Genomic DNA, 24,295 nt, shown 5'->3' on the forward strand with positions numbered 1-24,295 from the left:
CAGAAAGATGGTGTAGGAATTATGATGATAGACAAGAGGCTTTTAAACTTGTGTAAGGAATCTAAGAAATACATAGGTTTAACTGTTTTAATGAATTGGATTTCTGTAATTTGTAATCTGATGACAATAATAGTTATTGGATTTAGCATTCAGGAACTTTTTAGTTTAGGGAATATTGAAAACTTAAATAAAAAAGTATTAATTTTAGTTGGTCTTTTAGGTGTAAGATTTTGTGTGAATTTATTAAGTGGACACTTCTCATATAAATCTTCAGAGATGGTTAAGATTACCCTTAGAGATAAGATATATGAGAAGCTTTTAAAACTTGGAATGAGATATGATAAGGTAGATTCTACATCTTCAATTGTTCAAATGGCTGTTGAAGGGGTGGAGGCTTTAGAGGTTTATTTTAGTAAATACTTACCTCAGTTAATATATTCTATTTTAGCGCCTTTAACTTTATTTTGTGCTTTAGCATTTATTTCATTTAAAGCAGCTTTAGTATTTATACTTTGTCTGCCTTTAATACCAATATCAATAATATTAATAATGAAAATAGCAAAGAAAATATTAAAGGAATATTGGGGACAGTATTCAGATTTAGGAAACACATTCTTAGAAAACCTTCAAGGGCTTACAACATTAAAGGTTTTTGATATGGATAATGAAAGACATGAACTTATGAATGAAGAGGCTGAAAGCTTTAGAAAGATAACTATGAAAGTTTTAAGTATGCAATTAAACTCAATAAATGTTATGGATTTAATTGCTTTTGGAGGAGCTGCCCTTGGAAGTATAGTGGCTTTATTACAATTTAGAGCAGGAACAGTAAGCCTTGGAGGAATGATAGTAATTTTATTAATATCAGCAGAATTTTTCATACCTCTTAGATTATTAGGATCATATTTCCACATTGCTATGAATGGAATAGCTGCTGCAGATAGAATTTTCAAAGTTTTAGAAGCTGATGAAAGCAAGGTTTCTTCAGATAGTAATCTTAATGAAATATCAAACATCTCTCTTGAGAATGTAAGTTTCTCTTATGATGGAAAAAGAGAAGTTTTAAAGGATATATCTTTATCAATAAATAAAGGAGACTATGTAGCAATAGTTGGTGAAAGTGGAAGTGGAAAAAGTACTATAGCTTCATTGATTTTAAATAACTATAAGGCTTCAAAAGGAAAGATAACTTTAAACGGAACTGATATAAATAATATTGATTTTTCAAAGCTTTATAATAGGGTATCCATAATATCAACTAACAGTTATATATTTAATGGAACAGTTAGGGATAACTTATTAATAGCTAAGAAGGATGCAACTTTAGAAGAGATAAATTACGCCTTAAAAAAGGCTAACCTTTTAGATTTTGTGAATTCTAAAAAGGAAAAATTAGATTTAGAAGTTGGTGAAGGTGGATCAAAGCTTTCAGGAGGACAAAAGCAAAGACTTGCTTTAGCTAGAACTATATTAGCAAATAGAGAAGTAATAATCTTTGATGAAGCAACTTCAAATATTGATGTTGAAAGTGAAAATATGATTTGGAAATCTATAAATGAAATATCAAAAGAGAAAACAGTAATAGTTATTTCTCATAGACTTGCTAATGTTAAAAATGCAGATAGAATTTATATGCTAGATAAAGGAGTTCTAGTTGAAGAGGGAAGTCATAAGGATCTTATGGAAAGAAAGAACAAATATTATGGCATGGTAAATTATCAAAATGAATTAGAAGTAGGAGGTGTTATATAAATGAGAAAATCAGGTTTTTCAATAATGAAAAGGCTTATAGTAGAGCTTAAGCCTCTTGCCCCTGTAATGTTTATAACAGTATTTATGGGAGTTTTAGGATTTTTAGCAGCTATAGGAATAACTGTACTTGGAAGTGTAGCAATATCAAGTTTAATAGATAGCACTATAAGTTTTTCATTTAAAACAGCTCTTATTTTAATGATAGTACTTGGAATATTAAGAGGACCTTTAAGATATGGAGAACAATTAAGTGGACACTATATAGCTTTTAAAATATTAGTTATATTAAGAGACAAAGTGTTTTCAGCTCTTAGAAAACTTGCGCCAGCTAAATTAGAAGGAATGGAAAAGGGAAATTTAATTTCTATGATAACTTCTGATATTGAACTTTTAGAAGTTTTTTATGCTCATACTATAGCACCAATCAGTATAGCAATTATAACTAACACCATAATGGGATTAATACTTTTAAGTATAAATGTAAAGGTAGGTATAGTTGGAATAATTGGTTATATACTAATAGGTTTTGGGGTTCCTTATATTAGTAGTAGCTTTGGAAAAGAAGCTGGTGTTCAATATAGAGAAGCATTCGGAAAAACAAATTCTTATATTTTAGATTCTCTTAGAGGAATTAAAGAGGTTTTAATTTTCAACAATGGTAATGAAAGAAGAGGGAATATAAAAAAATTCTCTGAAGAATTAAATGAGAAGCAAAAGGTTATAAAAAAACATGAGGGAATAATAAGAGCCTTTAGTGATTTAATCATAATGTTAACAATACTTATTGCTTTATATGTTGCTTATTTAGAGGTTTTAAAAGGAACTATGACAATTGGAGGGTTAATAATTGTGGTTACTTTAATAGCATCTTCCTTTGGACCTGTTGTAGCCTTAAGTAATCTATCTAACAATCTTCTTTTAACTTTTGCTTCAGCTCAAAGAATTTTTAATATTTTAGATGAAAAGCCTTCTGTAGAAGAAGTTTTAGGAGAAGGAATGAAAGTTGGAAACAACATAGAGTATAAGGATGTTTCTTTTGCATATAAGGGAAAAGAAAATGTATTAAAAGATGTAAACATAGATATAAAATTAGGTGACAAGATTGCTGTAATTGGAGAAAGTGGAACTGGAAAGAGTACTTTTGTAAAATTACTTATGAGATTCTGGGATGTTACAAAGGGTGAAATTAGCCTAGGAAATAAGAATGTAAAAGAGATTCAGACAAAAGAGTTAAGAAAGAAAATGGCCTTAATGGGACAAGAAACAAGTCTATTTAATATGAGTATTGAAGACAATATTAAAATAGGAAAGCTAGATGCAACTTTAGATGAAGTAAAAGAAGCTGCAAAGAAAGCGGGAATACATGAGTTTATTATGGGCTTAGAGGATGGATATAAAACAAAAGTAGGAGAATTAGGAGGAAACTTATCTTCAGGAGAAAAGCAAAGAATTGGACTAGCTAGAGTATTCCTAAGAGAAAGTGAAATAGTAATTCTAGATGAACCTACAAGTAACTTAGATACTTTAAATGAAGGAATAATCTTAAAGTCTATAAGAACATATTTAAAAGATAAAACACTTATACTTATAACTCATAGAAAGTCTACAACTAGGGTATGTGAAAAGGTATTTAGAATTAATAAGGGAAATTTAATTCAATGTGAAGAGGTGAAACATGAGCTTGCTTAAGATATTTTATGTTATTTTAGGTTTTATTTCCTTAGGATTAGGGTTAATAGGAATAATCTTACCTATATTACCTACTACACCATTTTTATTATTAACAGCATTCTGTTTTGTTAAAGGATCAGACAAGTTTGATAAGTGGTTCAAAGGGACAAAGATATATAAAAATCATTTAGAAAGCTTTGAGAAAAATAGGGCTATGACTTTAAAAACTAAATTAACTATACTACTTACAGCGGACATTATGTTATTATTTCCACTGATACTATCAAAGAGTATTCATCTAAAAATATTTATAGTAATATTAATGATGTTTAAATTCTATTATTTTATCTTTAGAATTAAAACCGTAAAAGTAGGTGAGGTTGTTGAACAGAATAGATAAAGAAAAAGAGATAATAACATTAATGATAAAGCTTTATTGTAAGAAGAAACATGGAAGTTTAAATGGGGAACTTTGTAATGAATGTAGAGAGTTAGAAGAGTATGCTCATAAGAGATTAACTTATTGTAAGTTTGGAAATGAAAAAAGTTCTTGTAAAAAGTGCCCTATTCATTGTTATAAAAAAGATATGAGAGAAAAAGTTAAAGAGGTAATGAAGTTTTCAGGACCTAGAATACTTATATATAATCCAAAGGAATATATAAGACATATATTTAAATAGTTTTGCAAAAAAAGGGATGTATCTAAATAGGGAAAATATTTCTTGTTTGGATGCATCTTTTTATTTATATATTGAAGAGTTATGTGGTAAGCTAAAAATATATTTTTAACTTAAGGAGATTTTTAGAATGGGTAATATAGATAAAGATAGAATTGTATGTAGATGTAAAAAGGTATCAGAAGGAACAGTAATAGAAGCAATAAAAAATGGAGCAGATACTTATGAAAAAGTAAAAAAAGAGACAGGTGCCAATACTTATGGCTGTTTTGCTTGTAGATTAGAAATAAAAAAATTATTAGAGGAAAATAAATAGGATAAAATTAAAGGGTTGTATCAAAACTTAAAATAAAATTTATAAATATATTGTTTATATGTTTTATTTTAAGTTTTGATATAATCTTTTTTTATTTAAGAGAGTAATTATTATAAGATGAGTATATTTTGCTTGGTGGAAACTTTAATAGGAAGATATTCATTATAGATATTTTAAAAGTAGGCTTTGTTTAAAGGAGCCTAAAAATAATAAATAAATATGTAAAAATAGATAATCTACATTTTAGAATGAAAAAGTTATAATATATTTAAATTGGTATAAATGAAGAGAAAAATGGGAGGAGATTAAATATGAAGCCAAATATTGTGTTAATCATGGTTGACCAGATGAGAGGAGATTGTCTAGGGGTTAATGGAAATGAATTTATAGAAACTCCAAACTTAGATATGATGGCCACTGAAGGATATAACTTTGAAAATGCTTATACAGCAGTTCCAAGTTGCATTGCATCTAGGGCATCTATTTTAACAGGCATGAGCCAAAAATCTCATGGAAGAGTTGGGTATGAAGATGGAGTTTCATGGAATTATGAAAATACCATAGCTTCAGAATTTTCAAAAGCTGGTTATCATACTCAATGTATTGGGAAAATGCATGTTTATCCAGAGAGAAATCTTTGTGGATTTCATAATATTATGTTACATGATGGGTATTTACACTTTGCCAGAAATAAAGAAGGAAAAGCATCTACTCAAATTGAACAATGTGATGATTATTTAAAGTGGTTTAGAGAAAAGAAAGGGCATAATGTTGATTTAATAGATATAGGACTTGATTGCAATTCGTGGGTATCTAGACCTTGGGGATATGAGGAAAACTTACACCCTACTAATTGGGTGGTTAATGAATCAATAGATTTTTTAAGAAGAAAAGATCCAAGTAAGCCATTCTTTTTAAAGATGTCCTTTGTTAGACCACATTCCCCTTTAGATCCACCAAAGTTTTATTTTGATATGTATAAGGATGAGGATTTACCAGAACCTTTAATGGGAGATTGGGCTAATAAAGAGGATGAAGAAAATAGAGGAAAAGATATAAATTGTGTAAAGGGAATAATTAATAAGAAGGCATTAAAAAGAGCTAAAGCTGCTTATTATGGGTCAATAACTCATATTGATCATCAAATAGGGAGATTTTTAATAGCCTTATCAGAGTATGGGGAATTAAATAATACAATATTCTTATTTGTTTCTGACCATGGAGATATGATGGGAGATCATAATTGGTTTAGAAAGGGAATTCCTTATGAAGGAAGTTCTAGAGTTCCATTTTTTATTTATGACCCAGGAAACTTATTAAAAGGGAAAAAAGGAAAAGTATTTGATGAAGTTTTAGAGTTAAGAGATATTATGCCAACTTTATTAGACTTTGCTCATATTTCTATACCTGATTCAGTAGAAGGATTAAGCCTTAAGAATTTAATAGAGGAAAGAAATTCTACTTGGAGAGATTATATTCATGGAGAACATTCATTTGGAGAGGATTCTAACCACTACATTGTAACAAAGAGAGATAAGTTTTTGTGGTTTTCTCAAAGAGGGGAAGAACAATATTTTGATTTAGAGAATGATCCAAAGGAACTTACTAATCTTATAGATTCAGAAGAGTATAAAGAGAGAATAGATTACTTAAGAAAAATATTAATTAAAGAGCTTGAAGGAAGAGAAGAAGGATATACTGATGGAAATAGACTTTTAAAAGGACATCCAGTAAGCACTTTAAAACATATAAGATAATAAAATTTATATGTTTTTAGATAAAATCAGTGATTCTCTAAAAATATTTATAATTTTTAATTTCTATAATAAAAAAGGAAACTAGAAAGGGGGAGCCTCCTAGTTTCCTTTATCTGATTTATATATGTATATATTTAGTTATATTGTGATTAAAATATTAAGCTATCTTATCTTCAACTTGTGGATTTTTCTTTATCTTTAAAGTTAAAGCTAAAAGAAGTAATGCAATGAATGCACCTACTATGATAAATATGAATGCACCGTTCCATCCAAAGCTATCAGCTATCATACCTAAAACGAAGTCAGCCATGAATTCACCAAGAAGGTATCCGCAAAGTCCTGAGAAACCTGTAGCAGAACCAACAGCGAAGTTAGGTACAACGTCTATTAAGTTCATTCCTATTAATAATTGAGGTCCGTATATGAAGCATCCTATAAATGCAACAGAAATCATTGTTACTAATGTACTGCTTGTTTGCCAGTAAGCTACTGTAGCAAATATAACACCGATCATACATAAGATACTAAGTGGAGCACGCTTTCCTTTGAATACAACGTCTGAAAGCCATCCAAGTAATATTGATGCTGGTATTGCAGCATATTCAAATAAGAACATTGCCCAGTTTGCATTAGCAGCAGAGAATCCTTTTGATTCTTTTAAGTATATAGGAATCCAGTTAACAACACCTTGTCTTATTAAATAAACAAAGATATTAGCTAGTGCTAAGTACCAAACATATTTATTTTTAAGAACATATTTAACCATTATTTCTTTTGAAGATAAAGTTGTTGGATTAACCTCAGCCTTAACTTCAGGATAATCATTTCTATATTCTTCAACTGGAGGTAATCCAACAGATGCTGGAGTATCAGCTCCAATTACATAACAGAATAAAGCTACTATTGTACATATTATTGCTGGTACAAAGAATATTGATTGGAAATGATTTTGTCCAAATATTAATAAACATAAAGTTGCTATAGGGGCGATTAAACCTCCACCTATATTATGAGAAGTATTCCATATTCCCATTTTAAGTCCTCTTTCTTTTTGAGAGAACCATTTACCTAATACTATTGAACATGGTGGAGCTCCCATACCTTGGAAGAATCCGTTAAATACCATAAGTATTAAGAATATTGGAACTGTACGAGCAAATCCCATTAGAACACTTAATACTGATGATGCAATAAGTCCAAAACATATAAATTTCTTTACGTTTGATTTGTCTGATAAATTTCCTAAAATGAACTTACTTAAACCGTAAGATACAGCAAGTCCCATACTTATAAGTCCGATTTGTGTTTTTGAAAATCCATAGTTATCAATTAAATATGGTGATGCTACAGCAAAGTTTTTTCTAACTAAGTAGTAACCTGTATATCCAATAAATATCATAAGGAACATACGAATACGATATGCTTTGTATGCTGATGATACCTTATCTTTTGGAAGTCTAGGTATTGCTGGAGCTGGGCTAAAAAATCCAAACATTCTATAATCCTCCTAGTTATATGTGTTATACGTGTTAATGTTTTCAAAAAACAGTTTACTTATTAATAATAAAATAAGAATTAAACAACAAAATCTCTTAAATGTTTCATAAATGTAACATTTAAGAGATTTTAATTAATTTTAATCCTATGATGTTTATTAAATAAATTTCACTTACATATAAGTTATTATTATTTAAATTACTCTTTATTTTTATAGAGTATTTGCATTATTTTTTCCCTATCTTCAGCAGCGAGATAGAAATTATATTTATCATATATTTTAAATTGATTTGTGTCAAAGTTCTTAGTAGAAATAGCCTTAGAGAACTTTGATAAGTCACTTGAGGTTTCCTTTGATAATACAAAGTCTATAAAGCTTTTAGCTATTTTTTCATGTTTAGAATTTTTGATTAAAGCTATAGAGTCTACATTCCAACCAGCATTTTCAGGGACTATGCTAATTATATTGTCTGAAGATCTATTAGCTATTAATTGGTCACTTAGAAAGTTAACCGTTATAAGATATTCGCCAGAGGCAACCCTTTGAATTGAGTTAAATCCACTTATGGTTGAAGAGGATACATTGTCATTAAGCTTAGCTATAAATGTTTCAAACTTTTCTTTCCCTAGCTCCTGGTAAAGTGATGCCATTAAGGTATATCCTGTACCAGAGGTTTGAGGATTAGGAAGTATTATTTTATCCTTAAATTCTGGGTTTAATAAGTCCTCAATTTTCTTAGGGTAGGGAACAGAACCTCCAAAATGTGTTTGCCATAGAGATTTATTTATTCCTATTGATAGTGGAGTTATTTGAAAACCAGTCCAATATCCTCTTAAATCCTTGTATTTTGCAGGAATATTATTAGCCCAGGGAGAGTTATATTCTTCTAAGGCATCATACTTTTTCAAAATTTCATATCCATCACAGCTTCCCCCAATAAAGATATCTCCTTGAGGATTATCCCTGGTGTCTAATATTCTTTGCACAGCTTCTTCCGTTGGAAGCTTTATATATTCATAAGTACAATCATATTTATTTTTAAATTTTTCAAGAAGATATTTACCCTCTTCCTCTCTAAGAGAGCCATAAACAACTATATGGTTCATGTTAGATGTACTTAAAGCCTTTTCTTTTTTTATAATATGTAATTTGGCTATTAATAGTAGAATTATAATAGTTAATATTATGGTGATTTTTTTATTTAAAAATTTCTTCATTTAAATTCCCCTTTAAATAAATATTTTTACCATTTTCATCACCTAGATATTGTATGATCACGTAGTCCTTATAAACATCTATATAAAAAGTATTAATGGAGATATCTCCTTCTTTAGCATATCTATATAAAGTTAAATGATGTTTAGGTATTTCACTTAAATCAGTTTTTAAAAAATCCTTATTATCATTCATAAGTCTTAAGGACTTAAAGTCCTCTAATAAAAGAGATTTAGAATCCTTTGATAGATTTTTCATAGTTCCATCCTCTTTATAGGTTATTAGATTATCAGGACTTGATAATATGGATTCAAGGTTGTTAACAGTATAAAATGCATCCTTTAGATTATTTCTAAGCATATTTATTAAAGAGGAGTTATTAGAATAACTTTCACCGTCTAATTTTAATATGTTTGATATTTCAAAGGGAGTTTTATCTCCATTTAAATAATGAATTTCACCAGATATAAATAAGGTGTTTTCTAAAGGTAAAGCATTTTCTTTAGTTGAGTTAGTAAGGCATATTTTATTAAAATACTGAAGCAATTCATTAAGTTCAGATTTATTTGATATTACTGTAGTTCCTAAATAAGGGTTTGAAAGTATTATTTTATCAGGTATTTTAATATTTAAATCTCCCTTATTCTCTTGTGAACTTTTAACAACTGTTAATGAGTCATATATATTACTAGAATAATAGATATAGGTAGCAAGTATTATTACTATGAAAAATAAGTAAATAGCAAGTGTGTTTTTAAAATTTTTACTCATTAAAATCCTCCTCCTTAATCTCATTATTTTTACCAATAGAGAAGGAGAGTGTAACCTTGGTACCAACATCTAATTCGCTTTCTATGTTGAAACCATAGTTTTGACTTTGCATTATATCTTTACATATTTTTATTCCAAGTCCATTTCCTTTAGGATTAACATACTCATCTTTAATTATAAAACCTGTACCATCATCTTCTATAATGACCTCCATTTTATTTGGAGATCTCTTTGTTGATATACTAAGAGTTTCACAACCACTGTATTTTATGGCGTTATCTATTATATTTATGAAGACTTGTTTTGTTTTATCATGGTCTCCATATATGAAAAAGGATTCATAATTTCTATAAACCTTAATATCATAATTATCAAGTTTTATTTTTAATATTTTTAGACAATCTTCTATTAAGGATTTAACATCTATATAGGTGTATTCAATTTCAAAGGTATTCTTATTACTTTTAGCTAAAAGAAGTATTTCTTCTACTAAATTTAAAAGTCTTTTCCCTTCTTTCTCTATAAGAGCTGAACTTTGAACTATTTTTTCCTTATCATTTAACTTAGGAATTATTTCAGAGAAGCCAATTATGGCAGTAAGTGGGGTTTTGAATTCATGGGATACATTATCAAAAAACTTTTTTTGGTGAAGCTTAGCTGACTTTATTTCATTTATATATTTATCAAGGTTTTCACTCATTATGTTAAAGGTGTTTGCCAAGTCTTCAACCTCATCTCCACTTGTTATATGCAATTCCTCTTTGAATTTTCCTTCAGAAATATTTTTAGACTTTTGCTTTAAAATCATTAAAGGACTAACTAGTTCTTTAGCAAAAGTATTTATTAAAAAGATGGCAATTACTATGGCTATTAAACCACTTATAATAAATATGGTTAAGGTATTTCTTAAAATCTCATAGGCTTCTGTATTTATTAATATAAGCCTAATTGCACCATATTCCTTTCCTTTATAAAATATTGGACTAGAAAGGAAGAGAGTAGGTACGTTATCTATTTTTTCTACTATGTAAGCAGTCTGCCCATCTAAGGATTCATTTATATCTGAACCAAATAATGAGACTTCATCTGAGGAAGAATCATATATTATTTGGGCTGAATTACTAATTATTTGTATTCTCACATTATATTTTTCACTAAGTGTTGAAGCTATAAATGGAGCATTATCTCTAATAATATCTTCTTTATCTCCAGAATCATTTGATGAAAGTAGATTAAGTATATATGATTCTGTTGTTCTACTTTTATCAAGTAAATATTCAATAGAGTTATTTATTAAATTTTTACTTAAAGCGTTATAAGTTATTATGAAGATAAAAATTATTATAGGAGCTAATATTAATAAATTAGTTAAAATAATTTTTTGTTTTAAGTTTAAATTTATTTGTATTTTATTATTTTTCATCTAGTTTATAACCAGCCTTATATAAGGTTTTTATGTAATTTTGACAGGGACCTAATTTTTTTCTAAGTCTTTGAATTAGAATATCCACAGCCCTAGTTGTTCCTTCAAAATCATATCCCCAAACTTTATTTAGAAGCTCTTCCCTTGAAAAAACTTTATTTTTATTTTGGCAAAGGCATCTTAGTACTTCAAATTCTTTAAAGGTTAAGTTTATATATTCAGATTTAATAAGAGCCTTTCTTTCATCTAATAGTAAGGTTAAATCTCCAACGGTTAAATCCTTTACTTTTTTCTTTGAATCACTTGAAATATGTTTGCCAACTATATTTATTCTTAAAATTAGTTCAGTGCTATTAAATGGTTTTGTTATATAATCATCAGCACCTAATTGTAACCCTAAAAGCTTATCATTTATATCACTTTTTGCAGTTAGCATTATTATAGGTATATCATCAATATTTTTTATTTTAGGGATTAAATTAAATCCACTTATATCAGGTAACATAGCATCTAAAATTATTATATCTGGCTTTTCTTTTATTACTAATTCTAATGCATCTAAAGCATTCTCAGCCGTTATAGGAACATGACCTTCTATTTCTAAGTTCATTTTTATGAGTTGTAAAATACTTACTTCATCATCTACAACTAAAATTTTCATAACTGTTTATTCCCCCTTTATTAGAATTTAGCAGCAATTTTAATTTTAGCATAAAAGGTTACTTATTAATTGTACTATATTAATTTTATTGTTAAAGAGTAAATTTCATATTTTTGATTATTGGAATAAGTAAAGTAAAATTTTTCCTATTAATAATATAAATAATTTGGGGTGTATTAATACTTATATAAAATCAATATATTAAAGAATTTACTTATAAATAGGATTGAAAAAATTACAAAATAAAACTATAATGTAAATTAATGTATATTTTGAGTAGGAGGATTTGTAATGCTATCTTATGAGTTTTTATTTGATTTAGCACTTATTCTTATTAGTACTAAACTATTTGGATTAATAACTAAAAAGGTTAGAATGCCACAGGTTGTTGGGGCTTTGGTAGCTGGGGTTATTTTGGGACCTGCTGTTTTAAATGTTTTATCTGAGACAGAATTTATTCAAAAGCTTGCAGAATTAGGTGTTATAGTACTTATGTTTACAGCTGGCTTAGAAACTGATATTAATCAATTAAAGAAAACTGGCAAAGCATCATTTATAATAGCTGTACTTGGAGTAATAATTCCTCTTGCAGGAGGATTTTTTATTGCAAGTATATTTAATAAGGGAAATGATGTTAATACAATATTGCAAAATGTATTTATAGGAATTATATTAACAGCCACTTCAGTTAGTATTACTGTAGAAACTTTAAAGGAAATGGGAAAATTAAACACAAGGGCAGGAAATGCAATACTAGGAGCTGCTATTATTGATGATATTTTAGGAATAATAGCCTTAACCATAACAACTAGCTTAGCAGATCCATCAATTAATGTAATAATAGTTTTAGCTAAAATAGTTATGTTCTTTATTTTTGCTGGATTTGCAGGATATCTATTCCACTGGGCATTTATAAAATTAGATGAAAGATATCAGAGAGATTTAAGAAGATTTGTAATAATAGCCTTTGTATTTTGTTTATTATTATCTTTTTGTGCTGAGGAATTCTTTGGGGTTGCAGATATAACAGGAGCTTTTATAGCAGGTCTAGTAATATCTGATTCAAATAGAAGTAAATATTTAAACTCAAGATTTGAAACCTTGTCATATATGCTATTATCTCCTATATTTTTTGCTAGTATAGGTATAAAAGTTCAATTAACAGCTATGACAAAAACTATTTTCATATTTGCAATATTATTACTTATAGTAGCTATATTAAGCAAGGTTTTAGGATGTGCCTTAGGAGCTAAACTATGTAAGTATAGTAATAGGGAAGCTATTCAAATAGGAACAGGAATGATATCAAGGGGTGAGGTGGCACTTATAGTTGCAAATAAAGGAATTGCAATGGGACTTATGCTGCCAGAATTTTTAGCACCAGTAGTAATAGTGGTTGTGGTTACAACTATAGTAACCCCTATTTTATTGAAAGTTGTTTTTAATAATAAATCTAAAAGTGTAGATTTAAATGTAAAGGCAAATGTGTAGAACTTAAAAATAATTTAAGAAAGCTTATTTATTATTAAATTATTTTTAAAGGTATGGATTGAAAATATAAAAAAAGTAAGATTTTTAATGATTAAAATAGAGAGATTAATAACTAGTGATTATAATCCTTTAAAAGAAACAGTCTTAGTATTATTATAATTAATAAATAATTATATAAATACTAAGGCTTGAGTGTAGAGAAAGTCTACATTGAAACTATAGTATTTGTATTTATCTTAGGAGGTAATACAAATGAGTAAAGAAATAATAGATATTGAAGTAGAAGAATTTATACCATTTAATGATGCAGCAGATATGAAAGAATTTAGAAAATTTCTTAAACAATATGGAATAGAAGATGCCTTAGAGGATACTACATTAGATTATACTAAAAAGAAATTAGAGATGTTACTTGCTTTAGCTGAAGATGGTGAGGATGAAGAGTTAGCAGAACATAAAAATATATTAAAAAAATTATTAAATAATTTAAAAGGTGAAAAAGTTAAAAGAGAAGCTATGAAAGCTTTATATGAAGTTTATAGAGAGTATGAGGATCTAACTGGTAAGGAATGCGAAGATTTAATTGATTCTAAAGAATTAGATAAAAAAATAAAAGAGGCTTTAAAAGAATACAAGAAATATGAGCATTTTAAAACTCATGAAGAACAAATAGCTGAAAAATGGATAAGAGAGTTAAAGAAAGAGGCTATAGAGTACAAAAAACAATACAAGGAATTAAAAAAAGATATTAGAAGAGATTTAAAAAGATTAGAAAAATAAAATATAGTTAGATTTAAAAAATAAGCTATATCAAAACTTTATTTTAATAATTTGTTTTGATATAGCTTTTTTAAACATATATTATAATAAAAATAAAAAAAGGTTCTGTTTTACAGAACCTTTTATGGTTGCGGGAGCAGGACTTGAACCTACGACCTTCGGGTTATGAGCCCGACGAGCTACCAGCTGCTCCATCCCGCGTCATTAAATTGTATCTACTACTCTTTAACTATACGTTAATATATAATTAAAGTCAAGAAAATTAAATATTTATTATATTTAAATTGTTATAAGTACTTAGAACTTTCTCTTTTGTGATATATAATAAATATAGGGACGTATATTAGTTTTAATTTTTTATTCAGGAGGAGAAATGTTTACCAAAGGTTTTGACGAGGCATATAATAGGGCTTTAGAACTTCAGAAATTATTTTATGGTGAAAAAGAAAAATATAATGAAGAGTTAAAGAATGAAAATAGGGACATAAAGCATTTAGTTAACAAAATAAACGAAGAAAAAATATATATATTAGAAACACTAGTACCTAAATATGCTAAGAATATGAGTATTTTAGAAAGACAAAGTATAAAAGCTACTTTAGGAGAAGAAGTCAGTAGTGAATATATAATAAATGATTATAATATACGACCTATTAAAGAACTGCTACTGATAGATTATGATGAAAAGTCTATTATAAAAAATATAAAGAATCCTTTTATTAAGGTCTTTAAGATAAACAAAATAAATAAAAATTTAGATGAAGAAACTATGGAAATACAATCTGCAAGAGATGAAATGAAAAAGATATCACAATGTGCACAGGATGATAAACTTAAATTAATAAGAATTTATAAATTAATATGTTCTGCAACTAATTTAGGGGAAGCAATAGAGGAACGGTTTAGAGATTTCATACCTATGATACAAAGCAGCAGGCTAATATATGGGGATTGCAATATAGAGAAGCGTAGCTATAGAATAGGAAACGTTATGAAATGTTATGATGGAATAATGCAGTTTTTAGTAAAGATATGTGAAACTAAATATAGAAGTGCAGAGGGAAAGCGAGTTAAGTACATAAAAGATTCTTTAATTGATGAGCATTTAGAAGAATTAGATTTATGGAAACAGAGCTTTAATGAAATATAAATTTATTTAATTTCTAAAGTTAAGACAAGAGAAATAGGCAGATTTTTATGATTTTTTATGGTGTTACAGCCAGTTTATTCAATAAAATGATAAAAATTTTTAAAGAATAGAGAAAAATATGTAGATTTTATTGAATTTTTAACCAGAATATGATACTGTCTACATATAGTAAATACTTATAGCGTGTTAGTATTTATTTTGGATTTGGTTGGAGAATAATTTCTTCAGCCTTTATTCTTTATATAGATAGTTTATAGTTTAAGAAATATTTAAAATTAAGTCTTATGAAATCAAGGGTAACTTGAGTATTCATAAGGCTTTTTTATTTTATTTATTATGGAAATTCATTATAAAAACCTATTTGTAATCATATATTTCATATAAAGATTAATTAATAGGGGAGGAGAATTTTTTATAATGAGTACAATAAGTAACATATTAAAATCTTTTTTAACTCAAAATATTTTAGGGTATATTGGTGTTACATTAATTTTAATAGTTATATGCCTAGGATTTATCTACAATATGAGGGTTAAGAAAAAGTATGAGAATCTTTTAAATGCTTTTAATGAGAGTGAGTGGATTAATGTTTCAAATAATGAAGATCAAAAGGAACTTAAATTTCTTAATTCAGAGTTAAAGGCAATGGCAGATGATTTTAGAAAGAGTGCTATTAAAGGAACATATAATATTAATACAGAGGTAATAATTCAAAAGAATATAGAAAAGAGAATATTAAAAGAAGAAAATATTGCAAATATACTGCCATCTATTTCAATAGCTTTAGGTCTTATAGGTACATTTTTAGGGCTTACTGTGGCTATTATGACAACAACAGGTATATTATCCTCTGGAACACAGAGCATGGCTGATTTCTCAAGAAGTATGAATATGCCTCTAGGAAGTATGTCTAGTGCCTTTTGGACAAGTATTGTAGGGGTAATAGGTTCTATCATCTTAAATTGTCTAAACATTAATTTAAAGAGAGCTAAAGAGGATTTTTATGATGTTTTTGAAGACTATTTAGATAACATATTATTTTCTATTTATATAAAATCAGATAAAGATGTACTTACTGATTTTATGAATAAAGCTTTAGGAAGTTTTTCAATAAAGTTAGATGAATTATTTAACAAGGGAATAAATAATTTAGTTGAAGGCATAAATAAAAACACCGTAGATATGACAAGTACCTTTAATGGAATGAATAAACATATAAGTGATTTAGAGAATATTGTATCATACTTTAGAGTTTCAGTTATGGGAATAAAAACACCTATAAAAAGCTTTGGGGAAGATTTAGAAAAGTTTAGTAGGGTAAGTGCAGAGTTTTGTAATTCTGTAAATTCAACAAATAATAAATTCCTTAATAAATCTACTAGACTTGAGGAGAGTGTAAATGAACTATCAAAGGCTATAAATGATAATAAGAGAGAAATAAATAAGCTTTGTATGAGATTAGAGGTTCAAAGTAATGAGGTGAGAAGAGGATATAATACCTTTAATGATGTCTTTAATATTATAAAAGATGAGCAAAGCAGAAATAATAAAATTATTTCAAATCAAATTTCAAAATTAAATGATGGATATAGAGAATTTGAAAGAGGAATAAATAAATTTTCAAGCAATGTTTCAAATATGAAAAATGAAGTTGCAAATGGTATATACTATGCTCTTCAAAGAGAAACTCAAGAACTTTCATCAAATATAGTTGATAAATTAAATGTTCCTCTAAGAGATATTAGCCTAGCAACTGAGGAGTTAAGTAGAAGTACTAATAGGAATAGAGAAATTGGAAAGGCAGATTCAGGGTGGAAAAAAGATAGTAAAGAGATTGGTAGGTGTTAAAAATGAAGGTTAGGAGAAGAAAGTATAAGACAGAACAAGAAGTACCTTCTTATTGGCCTTCCTTTGTTGACATAATGACTACTGTTACATTAGTTTTTTTCTTTATCTTACTTACTTCAATAGGAATTTCAAGTATTTTTGTAGATAATATAGCTGTAGAAAGAGAAACTGTATATGATAAAATTCAAGGAGAATTAAATCAATATGCAGTTAATGAAGAGGTAATGAATTTTAACAGAGAAGAAGGAAAAATTGATATAAAAACAGAAACTTTTTTTGATAGTGATAGTTCAGTTTTAAAGGAAGATGGAAAGAAATTAGCCTCTGAACTTGGAGATATATTTTTTAAGTTACTATCTAATGAGGATATAAAAGAAAAAATAGATTATATAGAGATTGTAGGGCATACAGATTTTGCAGGAAGCACAATTCATGGAAGAGAGCTATCCACTGAAAGAGCAATAAGCTTTTTAAATGAAATGATGCCAGAGGATAGTGAACTTGAAAATTTACATGGAGAAAAGTTTAAAGCTTCAGGGATGTCTGAGTTTGAAAACTATGCTTCTAAAGAGGAAAGAGATAGGGGATATGATGAATATAATATAGAAGAAACCAAGAAAGATAGAAGAATTGAAGTGCGTATGGTATTTAGCAATGAAGATTTAGAAAAAGCAATAAAGGAAAGAAAAAATTAAATTTTTTAGGAAGATTTGTGTAAAACAAATCTTCCTATAGTTTTTAAATACTCATATTAATAATAAAAATTATAATTATTTAAGTTAAGTAAGATTATACAAAAAATTCCCCATATTAATATTAAATAGATTAATTGTTTATCTTTAAGAACTAAATCAGTAGGGCTTTCTCCTTCACTACTGGAATACATTAAATAATAGTATCTTATTGTTCCCCAGATTACCAATATGTCTGTAAAAATAAAAAATCTTATTGATGTACCTAAAATACAATATATAGAATAAAAGACTATTGTACAAGTTAGTGATATATTAATTACTTTATCTAAAAATTCCAAATTATATTTTGATAAATTTTTTCTATGAGTACTTGCATTTTCACCTAAAAAAATAACTTCATTTCTTCTTTTACCAAAACCTAAAAATAAAGATAAAAATAATGTACATAAAATTATCCAATCTGATGCAAGGACACCAGTAGCAAAACTACCAGCTAATACTCTAAAAATAAATCCTAATGCTATTGAGAAGACATCTATAATAACTAAATTTTTAATTTTAAATGAGTAAAATATATTATTTATTAAATAAACAATTATTATAAATAATATAGAAAATTTTAAGCTAAAGGCTATAGCTAAAGAGGTTAGGCAAAGAATTATGCCAATTAATATTGCTGCTGGAATACTAACTTTCCCGCTAGCTATAGGTCTTTTACATTTGTTTGGGTGCTTTCTATCATTTTCTACATCTACAATATCGTTCATTATGTAGACTGTGGAAGATATAAAGCAAAATGCTATAAAGGTAAGTATATTATTTTTTAGAATATCAATATTTAAAAATTTATTTGAAAAAATTATTGGGCCAAATATAAATAGATTCTTTATCCATTGATTTGGTCTAAGTAGTTTGATTATGTATTTAATCATAATCTAACGCCTCCTCATTTTCTTTTGGATTAAAAGCAGTCATGGCAAGAATTATAAATATCCATGATAAAGGATATGAATATCTGTCTTGAGCTTCTATGAGTAATAACTGTAGTGACATACCACCAAAAAGTATATAAAGAAGATCAATTAAGTTCTTTCTTTTTGACTTATTTTTATATAATCCAACATATGATAATGCAAGAAGTATAATGTAGAAACTTTGAATATAGAATACTCCTTCTTCACTGATTCTTATAGTCATATTTCCATTTTCTTTTCCTAGCATTTTTAGGTAATCTTCCTTATTATAAGCTTCATCTAATCCAGCTTCAGACCAGTAATCACCAGCAAAACTTCCATTATTCCAGAAGTTTGAAAATTTTGAAACATAGAATTTAGCAAGATCTAATTTAGGAGTATTTATTAATCTGTCTTTTATTATTTCTTTAGCCTTTTTATCAGCCTTTTCATAGTTTTCATCACAGTCATGAAAAACTTTAAAGTCCTCTTCATTCCACTTTCCACCAGAAGTTATATTTGTTCCTTTTAGCATAGAAATACTTGGTGGTTCTGTACCATGCCAAAGAGGATATTCAGTTATATTTAATTTAATAAGCAGTGTACTAAATAAAACAAAAGGAACTATAAATGATACTAATACTACTAGAATATTTTTAAGCTTAACAGTAATGTTTTCTTTGAAATAAAGAAATAAATACATTATGTAAGCTATTATAAAAACATATCCATTAGGTCTAAATAAATGAGATAAGCTTAAAAAGATTCCAGATAGACATAAGTATAATAAATTTTGTTTATTGTTTATTGATTTAAAGAACATAAGTACACTTAGCAATAAAAGTGGCATAGCTAAGTTTTCTGAACAATAAACATTGTTATATAATATCATAGGTGGATACAGGGCACTTATTAATAAAACCCAAAAACTTTTCTTTTCATCTTTAAAAATTTCTTTAGAAATCATATAAAGCAAAATTATGTTAAACATTGAAAGTAATATGTTTATAATTCGGATAGCTATTAAGGGGTTACTAAAAAAATTTCTTATTATGGCAAAATAAAGTACTGTTGCTGTCATATGTGGAAATCTTGCAAAGTAACTTGTTCCTCTAAACATATAGTTACTTCCAGTTAGAAATTCACCTGCACATATAAACATCCTGTTAAAATCACCTACAGGAATACTATCTAAATTTAGAAACCATAAGACTCTAAATATTAGTCCTACGGATAAAAGAATAATAAATAATAGTTTTTTGCTATAATTTTTCTTTAAATAAAAATACACAAATATTACTAAGCTTATTGCTATAATAGAAAGCACTAATGAAGTAATTGAAAATTTATAGTATAAATTTCTATGAACAATGCTTTCTACTAATATCAAAAGAAATAAAAATTTCAATGATATGTTTAAAAAACTACTGAGCGCTACATTTTTTTTCATCAAAAAGTCTCCAATCCATATATTTTATTATAAATTTCATTAGTCTCATAAATTATTTATAAAACCAAAAAATAAAGAAATTATCTATAAAAATAAAGGGTTGATAAAGAAGTTTATTTTTATAGAAAATTTCTAAATAGGTTATTATATAGCTATTAGTAGAGAACCTAAAATTATTAATATTGTACCTATAATCTTATTACTAGTTATTTTTTCACCTAAAGCTATTTTGGCTAAGATCATAGTCCATATGTAAGTCATGGCAGTAAGAGGTAGTACAATGCTATAAGGTAGATATTTAAGTACAAATATATTTAAAATAGCAGCTGTTACATAGAAAAAACCACCTATGTAAATTTTGAAATTAAATATAAGAGATAAGAAGTTATCTACATTTTCTGCACCTTTTTTAAAAAAGAAACCACCTAATGCACCGAAGAATGTCATTATGGGAAAAACTAAGTATATATTATTCATAAGATTTACCTCTTGCTATAAAAATAACTCCAGTAATAATAACTATAATTCCTAATAATTGAACTAATGATATATGTTCTTTTAGAAATAAGCTACCATTAATTAATGCAAATATATAACTTGTGCACATTAAAGGGTGTATTATTGAAAGATCTCCAAATTTTAAGGCTAATATCATACTAAGAGCTCCTATGCCATATAGGACAAAACCTATAATTAATAGAAAGAGATTAGAATCAACCCCTATTTTCCAAAATAATTGTCCGAAAGAAGTACAGAGTGCGGAGAAAAATATTAAAATTATCCCTTTATTTAAATTTTTATTCTTCAAAATTCTTACCTACTTCCATTTTAATATTTCATATTCATGATTTGAACTTTTGCTATTAATAAGATATGCATTCTTAACTAAACTAAACATTGGCGCATCTGATAAAGAGTCAGAATAAGCAACGGAATTTTCTTTATCAATTATCAAATCATGTTCTTGTAAAAATGTATTTATTCTTGAGACCTTTTCTTCACCCTTACAATTTAGTCCACTTATTTTGTTTATAAATCTGCCATTTATAAATTCGAATTTAGTTCCTATTACACCATCTATAAAATCTTCATCCTCAAAATATTTTAAGTAACATTCTGGAGATGCTGAAATCAATAATATATAATATCCTTTACTTTTTAAATCTTTAATTTTAGTCAAAGCATCTTTATAAATCTTAGGTTTTATCATTGTATTAAAAAAGTCACTTAAATCACCTTCACAGAGATAATTTAAGGTATAAAACATAGATTCTTTTGCTTTGGTAGTAGTTATTATTTTAGCCTTATATCCTAATAATTTTATAAATAATATAGGTAAATGAAAGGATAAATAAGGTTTTTTCTTTATTGTGTATTTAAGTAAATAAAACATGGAATCACCATGTATCAATGTTTTATCTACATCAAATAAAGCTATTTTAGTAGTATTCATATAATTTCTCCTAAGTTATTTAAGATTTAATCATATAGCTTAAATGATTATAATTTTTGAAAATATAAAGAATGTCTTGTGGCACTCTATAATTGTAATTAAAGAAAATATCATAGTAGTAATAGTATTAACTACAATAATTTCAGTTTCTTGTTAATTTTACCATATTTAATTGAGATTTCAAGATGTATTAAAGTTAGGAAAATTTCTAAATAGTGGCTATTTTAGTATGAAATTTAATTTTAGGAATTATGCATTTAATTTTTTTACTTATAAAAATCATTGGAAAATATGAAAGATATGTATATAAATAAAGAAAAAGGGCGTGTATCAAAATAAGTTTTATTATATTTTGATACGGCCTCTTTTTCTTCTTATTTAAATGTGAAAACTTACTTAGTTACTAGCTTATTTTGTTATTAATATTAACTTTTATATAATCTATTATTTCAGATTTAGTTAAGGGTTTAGAGAAATAATATCCTTGAACAATATCAAATCCTAAACTACTAAATAATTTAAAGTCTTCATAATTTTCTACCCCTTCAATAACAGAGGTTACCTTTAATTTTTTGGCTAATATAGATATTGCTTCAATAACAGCTAATTTACTAGGGGTTCTTGCATCTATTACAAACTCTCTTGGAATCTTTAATTCATCAAAATACAGATTAGATATTTGGCTAAGAGAAGAATAGCCTGTACCAAAGTCATCTATGGATATACAAATTCCATTTTCTCTAAGAAGATTAATATAAGAGATTGTTTTAGCATTATTATTTAGTGATACATTTTCTAATATTTCTGCTGTTATTAAATGTTTTGGAATTTTATATTCTTTATAAATATTTAGAATTTCATTGATTTTTTCATAGGATTTTAAAGTGTTTAAGGATAAATTTACACTGCACTTTAATTTTATTCCTTTATCTATTAAGCATCTTTGAAATTCACAGGACTTTTTAAAAACATATAAGTCAAGGGAAGAAATTTCACCTAAGTTTTCAGCTATAGGTACAAACTTAGAAGGAGAAATTTCACCTAGTTTATCATGTTTCCAACGAAGTAGAGTTTCAAAACCAACTATTTTTAATGTTTTTACGCAAACTTTAGGTTGGAAGACTAAATGAAACTTACCTGTTAAAAGATCATTTTTAAAATCCTTTTTTAATATATTCATATGTTCTAAATCAGTTTTTAAATTATCATCATACATAAGTATAGAGTTATTAGGACCTTTAAGCTTCTTAGCTCTCATTAGAGCATAATCTGTTTCTTGAATTAGTAAGTCTAAGTTAATATTTGAATCATTTAATGAATATCCAATATTAAAGTTTATATGTATTAAATCAGAGTTATGTTGAATTTTTATATTTTCAAGGTCTCTAAAAAATTTTAATATAAGATCAACTTGATCTAATTTAGAGATTAAGGCAAATTCATTTCCGCTATATCTACAGTAGAAAACATTTTTACCTAGAAGTAGTTTAAGTTCTTTAAATTTATTTGCAACTTCTACTAATACCTTATCACCAACAACATGTCCAAAAATATTATTAATGTCCTTAAAGCTCTTTATATCTATAAAGAAAAGTGCATAATCAGTATTTATGGTTTCAAGTTTCTTTAAAAAATAATTTCTACTATACATATTAGTTAAAAAGTCTATTTCATTAGCCCTCTTAACACTTGCAATTAATCTTAGATTATCTTTTCTTAATATAACATCTCTACATACTAGTAAAATCATAACAAGAAGTATAATTACTAAGCTTTCTATGCCGTTAAAATCACCACTTGCTATAGAAGATGAAATTATATCTATAGCCGAAAAGGATACTGGGAAAATTCCAATAGTAATACTTATCCATGAGTTATTTATATTCATATAGGAATCATCAAATAGCACTTGATCTGGAGCTTTTTCTTGTTCTGTAATTGAATGATATATAGAAAGCATTAATAATATTGGACATATAAAGTAGATTCCAATACCTTGATATAAGTAATGAGAAAAAAGCAACTTACTATTAAAATATGAGACTATATAGCAGTTAAGATTTGAAACATAAAAGTAGATTAATAATAGAAAACTACTCTTTTTATTTCCTCTTAAATAAATAGTTTTTACAAAGATCAATATAATAAGAAATCCTTCTAAAAAAATCCTTAAGCTGTTTATATTTAATAGAGCCAAACTATATACTGAATCATCTAAGAAATATATTGAGGATATAAAGTATTTAGAATTTTTATAAATAATAAAAGCAAAAGGTATAAAGGTAAAAAATGAATCACGAATAATATAATCCTTTAAAACCCTATACTTAAGCATATCTTTTATAAGTTTATAAATCATTACAATAAATATCAATGATAATATTAAAAATTGAAAGTTTTTTATTATTAGTGTATTAAAAATTGGAAGGTCAAATATACCAAACAAGTTTGTTGCTAAGGTTATTAAAATTTGTATGCTTCCAATTAATATAAAGCTTAATTTTATGGTGCTTAGAGAACTTTTAGAAATTCTATATCTAAATGCAAAGATTGTACTAAAGCCACATTGAAAAACCCAAAATGAAAAGGCTATGGCCCATATAAAGTAGTCTGGTAAGTGTGATGGTATTACCAATATAGAAATTAATGTTCCTGCCAAAACTAAAAAACTTAATATAATTTGAACTATAAAAAAAAGTTTTATCTTATTGAGCATAGGTCTATGCGTCATATA

The 24,295-nt window shown here is 26.8% G+C and carries 22 protein-coding genes and 1 tRNA gene; 11 read left to right on the forward strand and 12 right to left on the reverse strand.

Annotated features, from left to right (window positions below; all coding sequences use genetic code 11):
* Window positions 1-24: 24 nt before the first annotated feature.
* The 6 genes from CPF_RS01105 to CPF_RS01130 all read left to right on the forward strand — a co-directional run bounded on the left by CPF_RS01105 (window position 25) and on the right by CPF_RS01130 (window position 6,173).
* A complete protein-coding gene (locus CPF_RS01105) occupies window positions 25-1,752 on the forward strand; it encodes an ABC transporter ATP-binding protein/permease (RefSeq protein ID WP_011590103.1) in 1,728 nt (575 codons plus the stop codon).
* Window positions 1,753-3,441 carry an ABC transporter ATP-binding protein gene (locus CPF_RS01110; protein WP_011009685.1) on the forward strand — a complete coding sequence of 563 codons (1,689 nt, stop codon included), beginning with the start codon at window positions 1,753-1,755 and terminating at the stop codon, window positions 3,439-3,441.
* Entirely contained in the window at window positions 3,428-3,823 is a 396-nt protein-coding gene (locus tag CPF_RS01115; RefSeq protein WP_003458262.1) for a YbaN family protein, read from the forward strand. The genes CPF_RS01110 and CPF_RS01115 overlap by 14 nt, the downstream gene beginning before the upstream one ends.
* Complete coding sequence (locus CPF_RS01120; RefSeq protein ID WP_003458317.1) at window positions 3,807-4,103, forward strand: nitrous oxide-stimulated promoter family protein; 297 nt, start codon at window positions 3,807-3,809, stop codon at window positions 4,101-4,103. The genes CPF_RS01115 and CPF_RS01120 overlap by 17 nt, the downstream gene beginning before the upstream one ends.
* Window positions 4,104-4,230: 127 nt before the next feature.
* The gene (locus tag CPF_RS01125; protein WP_003458360.1) at window positions 4,231-4,416 is read left to right on the forward strand and encodes a (2Fe-2S)-binding protein; all 186 of its coding nucleotides are present in this window, start codon (window positions 4,231-4,233) and stop codon (window positions 4,414-4,416) included.
* 311 nt (window positions 4,417-4,727) lie between these two features.
* The gene (locus tag CPF_RS01130) at window positions 4,728-6,173 is read left to right on the forward strand and encodes an arylsulfatase (protein ID WP_011590105.1); all 1,446 of its coding nucleotides are present in this window, start codon (window positions 4,728-4,730) and stop codon (window positions 6,171-6,173) included.
* A 157-nt stretch (window positions 6,174-6,330) separates the two neighbouring features.
* Here CPF_RS01130 and CPF_RS01135 read toward each other — a convergent pair whose 3' ends face one another.
* From CPF_RS01135 to CPF_RS01155, 5 genes are all read right to left on the reverse strand, one after another.
* Window positions 6,331-7,668, reverse strand: coding sequence for an MFS transporter (locus CPF_RS01135; RefSeq protein ID WP_003458294.1), 1,338 nt, complete (start codon window positions 7,666-7,668; stop codon window positions 6,331-6,333).
* A gap of 200 nt (window positions 7,669-7,868) precedes the next feature.
* The gene (locus tag CPF_RS01140) at window positions 7,869-8,888 is read right to left on the reverse strand and encodes an ABC transporter substrate-binding protein (protein WP_011590106.1); all 1,020 of its coding nucleotides are present in this window, start codon (window positions 8,886-8,888) and stop codon (window positions 7,869-7,871) included.
* Window positions 8,869-9,657 (reverse strand): DUF3919 family protein, encoded by a 789-nt coding sequence (locus CPF_RS01145; RefSeq protein WP_003458381.1) that lies wholly within the window; start codon window positions 9,655-9,657, stop codon window positions 8,869-8,871. The genes CPF_RS01140 and CPF_RS01145 overlap by 20 nt, the downstream gene beginning before the upstream one ends.
* Window positions 9,650-11,080, reverse strand: coding sequence for a HAMP domain-containing sensor histidine kinase (locus CPF_RS01150; RefSeq protein WP_003458297.1), 1,431 nt, complete (start codon window positions 11,078-11,080; stop codon window positions 9,650-9,652). The genes CPF_RS01145 and CPF_RS01150 overlap by 8 nt, the downstream gene beginning before the upstream one ends.
* On the reverse strand, window positions 11,070-11,741 hold the full coding sequence (locus CPF_RS01155; RefSeq protein ID WP_003458350.1) for a response regulator transcription factor: 672 nt from the start codon (window positions 11,739-11,741) through the stop codon (window positions 11,070-11,072). The genes CPF_RS01150 and CPF_RS01155 overlap by 11 nt, the downstream gene beginning before the upstream one ends.
* A 291-nt stretch (window positions 11,742-12,032) precedes the next feature.
* Here CPF_RS01155 and CPF_RS01160 point away from each other — a divergent pair, with 291 nt between their 5' ends.
* Window positions 12,033-13,232: a cation:proton antiporter gene (locus tag CPF_RS01160; protein ID WP_003458362.1), complete on the forward strand. Its 1,200-nt coding sequence runs from the start codon at window positions 12,033-12,035 to the stop codon at window positions 13,230-13,232.
* Window positions 13,233-13,484: 252 nt separating this feature from the next.
* Window positions 13,485-14,012: a hypothetical protein gene (locus CPF_RS01165; RefSeq protein ID WP_003458267.1), complete on the forward strand. Its 528-nt coding sequence runs from the start codon at window positions 13,485-13,487 to the stop codon at window positions 14,010-14,012.
* A 125-nt stretch (window positions 14,013-14,137) separates the two neighbouring features.
* On the opposite strand, the gene CPF_RS01170 is transcribed toward CPF_RS01165, so the two are convergent.
* Window positions 14,138-14,213, reverse strand: a tRNA-Met gene (locus CPF_RS01170).
* Between the two features lie 172 nt (window positions 14,214-14,385).
* Here CPF_RS01170 and CPF_RS01175 point away from each other — a divergent pair.
* From CPF_RS01175 to CPF_RS01185, 3 genes are all read left to right on the forward strand, one after another.
* The gene (locus CPF_RS01175; RefSeq protein WP_003458253.1) at window positions 14,386-15,162 is read left to right on the forward strand and encodes a hypothetical protein; all 777 of its coding nucleotides are present in this window, start codon (window positions 14,386-14,388) and stop codon (window positions 15,160-15,162) included.
* 417 nt (window positions 15,163-15,579) lie between these two features.
* The gene (locus tag CPF_RS01180) at window positions 15,580-17,010 is read left to right on the forward strand and encodes a hypothetical protein (RefSeq protein ID WP_011590107.1); all 1,431 of its coding nucleotides are present in this window, start codon (window positions 15,580-15,582) and stop codon (window positions 17,008-17,010) included.
* A gap of 2 nt (window positions 17,011-17,012) precedes the next feature.
* Window positions 17,013-17,705 carry an OmpA/MotB family protein gene (locus tag CPF_RS01185; protein WP_003458366.1) on the forward strand — a complete coding sequence of 231 codons (693 nt, stop codon included), beginning with the start codon at window positions 17,013-17,015 and terminating at the stop codon, window positions 17,703-17,705.
* A gap of 56 nt (window positions 17,706-17,761) precedes the next feature.
* Here the strand turns inward: CPF_RS01185 and CPF_RS01190 are convergent, their stop codons facing one another.
* The 6 genes from CPF_RS01190 to CPF_RS01215 all read right to left on the reverse strand — a co-directional run bounded on the left by CPF_RS01190 (window position 17,762) and on the right by CPF_RS01215 (window position 24,292).
* A complete protein-coding gene (locus CPF_RS01190) occupies window positions 17,762-18,637 on the reverse strand; it encodes a decaprenyl-phosphate phosphoribosyltransferase (RefSeq protein WP_011590108.1) in 876 nt (291 codons plus the stop codon).
* Window positions 18,630-19,820 (reverse strand): glycosyltransferase family 39 protein, encoded by a 1,191-nt coding sequence (locus CPF_RS01195; protein ID WP_041702522.1) that lies wholly within the window; start codon window positions 19,818-19,820, stop codon window positions 18,630-18,632. The genes CPF_RS01190 and CPF_RS01195 overlap by 8 nt, the downstream gene beginning before the upstream one ends.
* Window positions 19,821-20,252: 432 nt before the next feature.
* On the reverse strand, window positions 20,253-20,585 hold the full coding sequence (locus CPF_RS01200) for an EamA family transporter (RefSeq protein ID WP_003458293.1): 333 nt from the start codon (window positions 20,583-20,585) through the stop codon (window positions 20,253-20,255).
* On the reverse strand, window positions 20,578-20,916 hold the full coding sequence (locus CPF_RS01205) for an EamA family transporter (RefSeq protein WP_003479574.1): 339 nt from the start codon (window positions 20,914-20,916) through the stop codon (window positions 20,578-20,580). The genes CPF_RS01200 and CPF_RS01205 overlap by 8 nt, the downstream gene beginning before the upstream one ends.
* Window positions 20,917-20,925: 9 nt before the next feature.
* The gene (locus tag CPF_RS01210; RefSeq protein WP_003458365.1) at window positions 20,926-21,561 is read right to left on the reverse strand and encodes an HAD family hydrolase; all 636 of its coding nucleotides are present in this window, start codon (window positions 21,559-21,561) and stop codon (window positions 20,926-20,928) included.
* A gap of 403 nt (window positions 21,562-21,964) precedes the next feature.
* Window positions 21,965-24,292: a putative bifunctional diguanylate cyclase/phosphodiesterase gene (locus CPF_RS01215; RefSeq protein ID WP_011590110.1), complete on the reverse strand. Its 2,328-nt coding sequence runs from the start codon at window positions 24,290-24,292 to the stop codon at window positions 21,965-21,967.
* Window positions 24,293-24,295: the final 3 nt, after the last annotated feature.

It is taken from the genome of Clostridium perfringens ATCC 13124, assembly GCF_000013285.1.
GTDB lineage: Bacteria > Bacillota > Clostridia > Clostridiales > Clostridiaceae > Sarcina > Sarcina perfringens.